Genomic DNA, 10310 nt, shown 5'->3' with positions numbered 1-10310 from the left:
GGGTGGATTCTCAGGAAAATTCATAATTGCTTTAAATTCTAATGGAGAAACTTCAGATTCGCCATTTTCCCAACGCCTTAACGTTCTATCCCCATTTCTACCTAAACCTAAAGCGTCAGCAAATTCCTTTTGTGTTAACCCTAATCTTATTCTTTTTTCTTTTATCTCTTCTGCCTTCATAAAGTGTCTCCTTAAGGTCATTTTGTCCTGAATATGACACATATTATACAGAACATGTATTTGTGTTGTCCATTTTTATTGGATAAATAAATTAAATATTAGTAAATTGTGATATGTTAGTGGCAAAGAAAAAGGAGATGAAAATATTGAATTTAGAGGATTTCAAATTATTAATTAGAAAAAATCGAAATACTATTATTCCAAAACCACGTGAATTAGTTGATGAAGCATTAAAAAATTCTCCCTATTATTCAAAGGATCCAACCTTTTTTTTAGAAAATGCTACAGAAATTCTTTATGAACTGAGAGCAGAATGTTGGGGTACATATTTACAGCATGAAAAAGACCTTAATATCAAAATTGGAGAGATTTTAGTACAACAAGATTTAGCGATTAACAAAAATGACAGTAATAATGCAGCAGAAATTATAGGACTCTTTTTAGAAAAATATAGTGATCATCTATTTGAACTATCTAAGAGTAATACGAACTCCAGACGCTCTCGAGCAGGAAAAGAGTTTGAAGCGATTATTGAGGCTATTTTACTTAGAGCTGGTATCTATTTTGATAACCAAGGTGTTATCGGATCCAACTTATTTGAAACAGAACGTCTAGGAAAACTTGTTGATTGCGTAGTTCCTGGTGTAATTGAGTATAACCTTGAAAAAAGGAAATGCTCGCTTATATCTATGAAGACTTCTTTACGTGAAAGATGGCAAGAGGTACCAGAGGAAATGAAACGTACTGGGGCCCAAGAAATGTTCCTTTTAACATTAGATAATGGGATTACTAAAAATACTATCGAAAGCTTAGCTTCCCATAACATAACATTAGTAGTTCCAGATGATTTGAAAGTAAATACCTATGAAAAACATTTAAGCGTTTATGGTATAACTCAATTCCTCTATGAGTTAATAGAAAGAAATCAACTTTGGATTAATCGTAAAGATTTATCGGCTGATTACTATATACAAAAACTTAAAACCATAGAACTTCGATTAAAGGACATCCGAGATCCATATGAACAACAAATATTTGAAGAACTAAGCACATATTGTTATAAAAAATTAAAATAAAAGGTAGCTTATTACTCCTACCAAAGTTATATACAATTGTACGGATGTTTTCGGCTTCTCTATTTTCTAAATAGAGAAGTCCTCCATCGTTGCATCGATTTCATCGTCAGTAATTCCAATATATTTTAATGTAATAGATGGTGCAGAATGATTAAATATGTGTTGTAGTGTAGCAACATCTTTATTCCTTTTGTAATGATGATATCCAAAAGTTTTTCTCATCGTATGCGTACCAATATCATCTCTTCCAAGTACATCTGCTGCTTTTTGTAAGGATCTATACGCTTGGGTTGTACTAATTGGTCCATTTCCTTTTCTACTTGAAAACAAGTAATCTTCCTCTTGCATACCTCTGATATAGTCTTCAATCATTTCCCTGGTTGCTTTGGGAAGCATAAACCGTTTGGTTTTCCCGTTTTTTTGTTCTGTGATCACCAAATGCACCTTTTCCTTTACATCTTTCACTTTCAATGGGACCAGATCACTTACCCTTAATCCCGTATTAATCCCTAAATTAAATAAAAACAGATCTCGTGAGCTTGCATATCGTTCTAAAGCCCATCGCATATCTCCAATTTCTTGAGCTGTTCTTAACGGCTGCACATTCTTTTCTTTTGTCATTTTTTCGCCCCTAATCATACAATAACGTACATTCAATGTATTTTATCATATCATATCATCGTAAATTTAGAGAAATCAATAATTTGAATGTACGAAAATATCTAAATTCATACATTCATAAAAAATTGAAAATATAGGGATACTAGAAGATTTATTAAAAATTAATTGAATCAAAAAAGACCCTCAAAAACGAAGGTCCTTTTCGCTTTTACTTTACTTCTTCAGACTCCCTCTCTTCAAGCCAGTTATAAAACATTGACTTTTTCTTTTCTTCGTTTTGCATTAATGACTGAAGTTCTTTTAAAATCCAATTCGCTTGCTCAATTAGCTCATTTGCACGTTCTTTTGTAATACTAATTGGTTCTTCTATGTATAGTTTCATTTCTTCTGTTTGACGTACAAGTTGAATCGCTCGTTCTCGATCATCACGATTATCTAAATTAGTAAAACGGAAAACATCTTCAAAAACTGTATCAAGTATAATTTTCAACTCGTTTATCTGCTTTTTTGTCGCACTAACGAGGGCTTTACCATTAGACCAAATTAAATCAAAACCAATAATAGAACGACCTTCTTTAATTTCTTTATAATGTACTTCAAGTTCTGTAAACTTATTAATCTCAGCTATCGCAACATCTAAAACTCCTCGTTTGAATTGAGCAGTATTTTGATATGTCTTTTTCTTTTCAACCCCAAATAAACGCATTAAAGCATCTTTAGAAACTAACTTATGCCAATATCCATAATGAGCTTTTAAATAATCGTACAATGTCCAACTAAATCCACTTTTAAATTTGGATGTAATCGTTAAATCTATCGTAATGTACTTTTCTTTAAGTTCTAAAATATGGGGAATCATTTCTTCAGCCCAAACAAATTTGAATAGTCCATTATCGTAGCTCATTCCTCGAAATACATTCCAATAACTAAATTTATTATTTTCTAAATCACTAAAGCTAAATTTCACGCTAGTTATTGCTTCTGCATCAACCATCGCATCTTCGGTTTTATATTTGGATATTCCGAATTTCTTTTCAAATTCAACTTTATGAAACTCCGTAACACCGTTTTTTTGAGTTGAAAATATTGAAAAAGCTAATAATTGCATTTGATTTAATGTTAACCCTTTATTTAGCTTTGCCATGGATAATTCATTGCTTTTTGAAATACTATTTTCATAATTAATTAGACTTTTTTTCTCATTTTTTCTCAAAAAATCACCTCTTTATTTAAAACCTTCATTTGTGTATTTTATCTTAAATTAACACAATTAGGTATAGTTATTTGTGTATTAATTCATAAAAATACACAAATTAAGGAGGTTTTTTTACACAATTAAAGGAGGTTTTTTACACAATTAAAGGAGGTTTTTTACACAATTAATCTTGAAATCCATTGTGGTTCTAAGTCTCATGGCATTTACAAATATAAATAAAGTAATTAATTTTTTAAAGAATAAATATAATTATATATTTGATAATCAAATTCGATATTTATATAAAAAAATAGTCTACTATTTATAGTAAAATATACTCATTAATTCAAATGGCTTCAAAAATTATAAAGAATTAAGTAATTTTCACACATATGACCTTCTAAAATTTCTTAAAGAAGTTCGAAAACAACTCTCAGATCACAACTCATTAAAAAATAAGAGTGAGTGCCCGTCTATACACCTTCAACATTTTAATGGGAATAAGAATGTTCTACATTTAACCAGCAGGAGCAAATTCATTTCGAAAATATTTTGCAGACGAAATATACAAGACTTTATACAAAAAACTCTGAAAAAAATCACGGAGGCAATTATTTATTTGGTTATTAATAAATAATAAATTAAATTGTAGACAAAATTGTTATTGATATTTTTAAAAAGCTAGATTATAAGTCAAGAACCAATAATCTAGCTTTTTAAATAAAATTTAATAATTTAATCTAATTCATATTCCTTTTTCATACGTTTTTCATAATGTCTATCTACATATTCTTTAATAAAACTATTTCGTTTATTGACATCCTCAATTTTACGGAACCAGCCAACCTTTATTAAACGTTCTTCTAAGGGCTTTTCACACCACAGGTCAAATGCTTCTTTTTCTAATTTTTTTATTACTCTTCTTTCTGTAATCATCATATTAAAACGTTCTAACCTTTGCTGTTCAAGTGACAGTAGGATATTTTGAAAATCGTTTTGTGTAATAGCAATCTCCTTAAAGGTTTGTTTCATTTCTTTTATTTCTTCACGCATAGCTATTTGTTCCGCTAATAGTGAAGAAAGGTGCGTAAGCAAACGAAGTTGGTTGTCGCTTTCTTGCTTCAGTATGCTTATATTCGCATCATTTTTAGTGATTTCTGGCGCCAATTTTTGCGCGAGAATATCGTCTATATCTGTATCGCTAGACATAACGAAACTAGCAGCATCTTCTAGAGGCATTGATTTTTCTCGGTTTAGATACTGCATGGCACGTAGTATCTTGATGTCTTGTTGCGTATATTCGCGATGATTACGCGTATTGCGGTAAATTTCTAGTCCATTTTGTTCTAACAAGCTAGCGTAATATTTTAAATTTGTTGTTGTAAAACCAAGCATATCAGCAACTTGTTTAGCGTTGTTCCGTTCCATAGCGATTCACCCCTGATTTTCACGTTCATCAAGCAAATTATAGATCTTATTTAAGAATAAGCTACTCTCCCTATACGAAACAACAGAATATTAATATACGGGATTTTTCTTCTTCTACTTAGTGTTATTTTGATAATTGAACATATTGTAAAGAAACTTTATAAAAAGAAACATTCAATTAAAATTAGCAACAAATATAGATTCCTTAATTTATGACGTAAAAGAAGAAACTAAAACAGAAACCTCAATAATTGAAAAGTATACTGAAACGACAAAACAAACGATAGTTATCGAAATTCAACCTCAAATAAAGTTTTATAGATCTGAGATGAATCGGAGAAAGAATTATCTTGTAAAAGTTGGGAACCCATTGTAGAGATTCCCTCAATAGAATAGAAAAAGAGGTACTGCTCCCTTTTTGGGTGTTATTCCCTTTACTAGATTCTATAACTTCGATAGAACAGTCTGCTATTCATAGTAGACTATACTCATTTATTTTCTTTTTCCAGACACCTTTATACCTACTAATAAAATCTATATTAACATTTATAGAAAAAAATGGTATAAATATATTTGTGGTTAAAATATTACCTCAATATACATATTTAGGGAGTGTGTTTTATGTTAAAAAAGATTTTCGTTGGAATTATGATTTTTTGTTTAACTATTACATCATGCCTAGTTATAGGTGGAGGAGAAGCCTCAGCAAGTGGACAAATGAAACCCTTACCAGGGGCACCTGGATGGAAATACCGTGTTGATGGTCCACATGTCGATGGGGTAAATAATGATTGGCATGTTCACGTAGAAAAAGGTAGTATTAAAGGGGCAGAAACAGTAAAAGGTGGCGAAAGTCATAATAAAACTTTAAGTTCAGCTGGTGTTCCTAAAACTGTACAAAAAAAGGTAAAAGAAACATCAGAATATAAACGAGCATTAGAAAAACAGAAAAAGCTTGATAAGGAACGAGATAAAGCAAGTAAATTTTCGTGGAAAACTATAATAATTAAACCGTATATTTACTTAGCAGCTGTTGCTACCGCCGCTGGATTAACAGTGTGGCAAATAATTAAAGCAGGACCTAGATTCATATTTGCATAGGAGGCAAAAATGATTTCAATCGATAGAAAATTAAGATTAAGAGATTTAGAAATTTTTCGTTTCTATAAAGAAAATAAAGTGTTAGCTTATGTTATTATTGAAGATACTAGAGGACCCTTTACGGAAGAGGATAAAAAGTTAGAGCCACTTTGCTTTTTAGATGAAGAAGATTTAAATGAAATTGTTAATGTATTTAAAATTTATCTTTTAACCGATGAACCTTTAGAAAAAAATGATTCGATTATGTTAAGAGAATTTTTTGGAAATTTAGTAGATATTAGTTCTGTTACAAGTTTTATTATTCAAGAATTTGTACAAGAAGACCTATATGAACATGTAGATGATTCTTGGGATATTAAAACTTATCAAAGAATGTTAGATATAGTTGGATCTAAGTATGAAATTCAACCCATTCATGAAAAGAATTGGTTAAATTTATCTCAAGAATAATATTACTAAAGTCCAAAAAGCATCAAACGTTGTCATATCAATGTTTGATGCTTTTTTAATGGGATTATAAAATTAATTTATTCAATTTTTAAAAAAACTATAAAAAGTGCTTTTATGAAAAAATATTAATCAGATTCGTCATAAAAGTTAAAAATATAGAAAATATTACTTCTAATTCATCTCTTATAACTACTTCTTTATTTCGAAAACCTATAATAACACCTACAATTATTAATAAACTGATAAATAGTAAAATAAAGTCTTTCTTCAATATGAATACACCCCAAATATTTACTCTCTATTGTAATATTAGTATATTACACCAAAATATATAAAAGAGTGCAATTTTAAGAAAGTCATTTTTGGGACTATTAATCCTAAAAAAGTGTTTAGAAAATATGCGGGATTTTTTGCATAAAATCCTCTAAAAAAGGTTAACTGCTCCTTTTAAATGTATGTAAATTCAATTATAATCTTCCACTATCTTTAATTAACACTAAAAAGGAAAAGTCCAAACCTGATTAAATGAGTTCATAGAATCTTTCCATTATTCCTTCAATAATTTCTCTATCATTTTTTTATAAAAAAGTAAAATCTAAAGAGAGCCAAACCAATAAGAAAAGGTAGCACTATGCTACCTTTCCTTATTTTTATCTATTACTAAAATTTTATCCAAGTTGTTTAGGAAATGGTTATAAGTAAATTTTTTCCATAAAGGAAGTAAATTTACCCATTAAATGTTAAGCTATTTTACTTCCCATTTGTGTAAATCTTAATTACATCTATACGATTGTGTCCTACCTCTCTTGTAACAATTTGTGCTGCAACATTCCACGTATATCCTTTATTCATTTCTATAGCCATACGTTCTTGAACATAGTTATAACGTAATCCATGAAAAGTAAGAGGTTTCACCTCACTTTTTGGGTTTAAACGTCTCTGGCGGCCTTCTGCCGTTTCTACAAGTCCTCTGTAACGTTCTAAATGCTTTTCTATTTGATTTACTATTTGATGAGCTTTTTCACCCTCAGAAACAAATATACGTTCTCCACGTTCAATCTTTTGAAGTCTCTCCATTAGCATCTCTTTTACTTCAGCTGATAAGGGTACTTGGCGCCACCGTCCATTTTTCGCTTCACTTTGTACCTGGTAAATACCAGTGCGTAATGCACTTTCTGCTTGTGACCGTCTCATACACAGAGCTTCTGCTACTCGTAGGCCCATTGTTCTCTCTAGAATTATTACGTCTCTTGTAATCGCTGCTATTTTACTAGTCCGTGATTGTTCAAACAGTAGCTGCAGCATATTCGTATATTCCTTTTCGGTCCATGCTCTATCACCGTCCACAGCAACCGTTTTTTCTAAGTGAACATTATAGTTTTGCTTCAATTCAAGGTTACTAGCTAACTCATATTTCGTATTCGGTAATAAATCGTGCATGTAGCGAATCGCTCCTAAGTCGTTTTTGATTGTTTTGGAAGAAATACCTTGTTCTTGTCGGTATTGAACATACGCAATGATATGTTTATCTTGCAAATTCCGGAGATTTTTCATGTGGTAATGTTCATCTAAAAATCGGATAAAGGAACGACAACTCTTTGCATATCGATTTCTCGTTGCATAAGATCCGGCTCTGGTATGTTTAAAAAGTTTGTTCATTTGTTGTTCAATAGCTGAGCTTCCTTTTGTCACCAAAAATCTCCCCTCTAAAAATAGACAGATTCCACCCAGTATAAAATTTAACCGTCCCACCGTTTTCCCACTTAAAAACCGTGACGCGCCTGAAGGCAGCGTGGCTTGCCAAAGCAAGCCGTTTCGCACTTTGCGAGACGATTCGTTATCGAATCGCTGGGCGGCTGGGCGCCCGTCTCTTTGCCGAAATTACATTTTAAAAATGTAATTTCGGCAAAGAGACGGGCGATTTTATAAATGATGTGTGTTGAGTAATAAAGTTGAGACATACCCATTCGGGTGAGTACCTCATACTCGGTCTCATTACAACCGATTAGTAATCCTCGTATCGAGTGGCTGACGTGCCAAGTTGCAAGTTTGCGATTTTGTCATGTTTCGCAACATGTTGTTTTCATATTCGCTGTTAAATATATAGTTCATCATTGTTCCTATTTGGTAATTTGTTTCCCATTTCCATCGATTCTCTTCCTTTCTTTTAATTTTTAAATCCCATTTTGAAGCGCATATCCGAATTCAATTCTGTTTTATTTCACCGTCCGTTTGACATGCTGTTTGTGTTCTACAGCCAAAATGAAATTAACTTGAATTAAATTTTTGCACGCAAAAAAAACGACAACTTTTTCCGTCCTCGTTTTAAAAATGCCGTAGCATCCATATTATTTAATTTTAAAAATAAGCATACTTCACCCATACCCATAAAACTATTCCACAAGGCTACAAAAGCCTAAGCTCATACGAATACTGTTGATTCGACATCTCGCATAAACATTTATCCGTAATCTTTCTAATAAAGCACATTAGCTTGTGAGCCTCAATATTAGAATCTGAACGGTAGATTACACCCAAAATATTACTTTTGCTCTGTTCTAACAAGTGTAATCACAAAAAGACAACTATTGTGTTAAATCCACTTTTATTGTACTAAATTTTAACTCTTAAATCTAGTTAAGGAATTTAATTGTAGTTTTTATTTTTATATTAACGCATCGATATATACCAAGGGAGTAATTCCTCACAAATAAATCCTAAGTAATTATAGTAAAAAAATCTCCACAAAAATGAAACTTTTTTAAATATTTTTGCAGAACCTTATTTTTTCCATTGCAAATAACTTATTTCACTTAAATGCACCTTTTTGAGAACAAAAATATATTATTAAAGTTTAGTAGAGAAGGAGTTAAAAAACATTATAAACACATTTAACACCTTTTAAAAAAAGCGTGCCTATTTGTGATATATCAATACTTCAAGCATGATTTTAACAGCATTAAATGCACCTAATTTTTAAGTAAGGTGCATTTAATATACTTTTCGTACCCAAAAAGGTGCATTTAATTATTTTCTTATTACGCTCCAAAGAAAAAAGGTGAGAATATAGAGGTAATCCATGTTCTCACCTTTTTACTAATCACTCTCTTTTAAAAGAGAAGAAGTAACCTTTACCCTCATACCAAAGTGCCGACTGCGGTTATGAAATAAATTAAAGTTACTTCTTATAAAGAATTATAGCAAAAAATATCATTCATCTGACTACTAAATACACACTTTAGTTGCTTAAATTTTTATAGATTTTAAAAGATAATTTCATTTTCGTTAACAAACTGGAAACCTACACTGTTTTCAATTGCATCTACCATATTTCTTGCAATTGCTTCAACTACTGGAACTGCTACAGAATTACCAAATTGTCGATATGCTTGTGTATCTGATACAGGTATTACAAATTCATCTGGAAACCCTTGCAATCTAGCGCACTCTCTAGGTGTTAATTTACGAGGATTTTTATTTGGACCTTGATCGATTAATATTTCACTACCATCCTTATAATAACGCGCACTAAGTGTATTCGTATAAGTGCTCCCTTCGTTAAATAAGGAAAAACCAAAGCCATTACCTTTTTTCTTATGTTCTTCCTTTCTTCGAAGATGTCCTTGATATAATCGATCTGAAATTGTATATTTTTCATCAACTTCTCTTTCTAAAATATCTCCAACCCTAGTAGGCTCTAATGTTGGTTGAGGAAATTTAAATGGGATATCCATGCCACCTAATGGATTGTAAAAACCTACAATATAAATCCGTTCTCTATTTTGAGGAACTCCAAAATCAGCAGCACGTAAAACCTCTACATGTACGGTATAATCTAAATCTTCTTTTAAAACTTCTAAAATTTTCTTTAGCGTTTTTCCTTTATCGTGACCTCTTAACTGTTTAACATTTTCCAGTAAAAATGCTTGCGGTCTTTTATCTTTTAAAATACGTGCTATATCAAAAAAGAGAGTTCCCCTAGTATCCTCAAACCCCTTTTTTAATCCAGCTTGTGAAAACGGCTGACACGGAAATCCTGCTAATAAAATATTGTGTTCAGGAATCTCTTCAGTTTTCACTTGTGTAATATCTCCTGTAGGTATTTCTCCATAATTAATTCTATAAGTTTTAGCTGCAAACTTATCCCATTCTGAGGTAAATACAGAAAAGCCACCTTGCCTTTGAAAGGCTAATCGAATTCCTCCTATACCTGCAAATAAATCAATCATTGTAAAACGAGGATTATCGGGAGGAGAAAA

Annotated in this window: 9 protein-coding genes; 3 read left to right on the top strand and 6 right to left on the bottom strand. The window is 31.3% G+C overall.

Going from position 1 to position 10310, the window contains the following annotated elements; genetic code table 11:
• Positions 1 to 180: helix-turn-helix domain-containing protein (locus MHH69_RS19250; RefSeq protein ID WP_341363002.1), on the bottom strand; the 180-nt coding region annotated here is incomplete at its 3' end.
• Positions 181 to 326: 146 nt separating this feature from the next.
• Between MHH69_RS19250 and MHH69_RS19245 the strand changes: the two genes are divergently transcribed.
• Complete coding sequence (locus MHH69_RS19245; protein WP_158599743.1) at positions 327 to 1256, top strand: type II restriction endonuclease; 930 nt, start codon at positions 327 to 329, stop codon at positions 1254 to 1256.
• A 66-nt stretch (positions 1257 to 1322) separates the two neighbouring features.
• Here the strand turns inward: MHH69_RS19245 and MHH69_RS19240 are convergent, their stop codons facing one another.
• From MHH69_RS19240 to MHH69_RS19230, 3 genes are all read right to left on the bottom strand, one after another.
• The gene (locus tag MHH69_RS19240; RefSeq protein WP_341363001.1) at positions 1323 to 1877 is read right to left on the bottom strand and encodes a site-specific integrase; all 555 of its coding nucleotides are present in this window, start codon (positions 1875 to 1877) and stop codon (positions 1323 to 1325) included.
• Positions 1878 to 2085: 208 nt separating this feature from the next.
• Positions 2086 to 3090: a replication initiation protein gene (locus tag MHH69_RS19235; protein WP_122973609.1), complete on the bottom strand. Its 1005-nt coding sequence runs from the start codon at positions 3088 to 3090 to the stop codon at positions 2086 to 2088.
• 717 nt (positions 3091 to 3807) lie between these two features.
• A complete protein-coding gene (locus MHH69_RS19230; protein WP_122973610.1) occupies positions 3808 to 4500 on the bottom strand; it encodes a MerR family transcriptional regulator in 693 nt (230 codons plus the stop codon).
• A 621-nt stretch (positions 4501 to 5121) separates the two neighbouring features.
• On the opposite strand from MHH69_RS19230, the gene MHH69_RS19225 reads away from it, so the two are divergent.
• Positions 5122 to 5601: a hypothetical protein gene (locus MHH69_RS19225; RefSeq protein WP_122973611.1), complete on the top strand. Its 480-nt coding sequence runs from the start codon at positions 5122 to 5124 to the stop codon at positions 5599 to 5601.
• A gap of 9 nt (positions 5602 to 5610) precedes the next feature.
• Positions 5611 to 6051: a terpene synthase gene (locus MHH69_RS19220; protein ID WP_122973612.1), complete on the top strand. Its 441-nt coding sequence runs from the start codon at positions 5611 to 5613 to the stop codon at positions 6049 to 6051.
• Positions 6052 to 6801: 750 nt separating this feature from the next.
• Here MHH69_RS19220 and MHH69_RS19215 read toward each other — a convergent pair.
• Both MHH69_RS19215 and MHH69_RS19210 read right to left on the bottom strand, forming a co-directional pair.
• Positions 6802 to 7743 (bottom strand): tyrosine-type recombinase/integrase, encoded by a 942-nt coding sequence (locus MHH69_RS19215; RefSeq protein WP_341363000.1) that lies wholly within the window; start codon positions 7741 to 7743, stop codon positions 6802 to 6804.
• 1571 nt (positions 7744 to 9314) lie between these two features.
• Positions 9315 to 10310 (bottom strand): DNA cytosine methyltransferase (locus tag MHH69_RS19210; protein ID WP_341362999.1); only part of this gene is annotated, 996 nt, incomplete at its 5' end.

The organism is Ureibacillus sp. FSL E2-3493, from assembly GCF_038077515.1.
Classification (GTDB): domain Bacteria; phylum Bacillota; class Bacilli; order Bacillales_A; family Planococcaceae; genus Ureibacillus; species Ureibacillus halotolerans.
Note: the sequence above shows the minus strand (reverse complement) of the source record. Positions and strands in the feature narration are given on the sequence as shown.

Coding starts and splice junctions, on each gene's coding strand:
- MHH69_RS19230 (WP_122973610.1), bottom strand. CDS start 4,500: ATGGAACGGAACAACGCTAAACAAGTTGCTGATATGCTTGGTTTTACA.
- MHH69_RS19220 (WP_122973612.1), top strand. CDS start 5,611: ATGATTTCAATCGATAGAAAATTAAGATTAAGAGATTTAGAAATTTTT.
- MHH69_RS19240 (WP_341363001.1), bottom strand. CDS start 1,877: ATGACAAAAGAAAAGAATGTGCAGCCGTTAAGAACAGCTCAAGAAATT.
- MHH69_RS19225 (WP_122973611.1), top strand. CDS start 5,122: ATGTTAAAAAAGATTTTCGTTGGAATTATGATTTTTTGTTTAACTATT.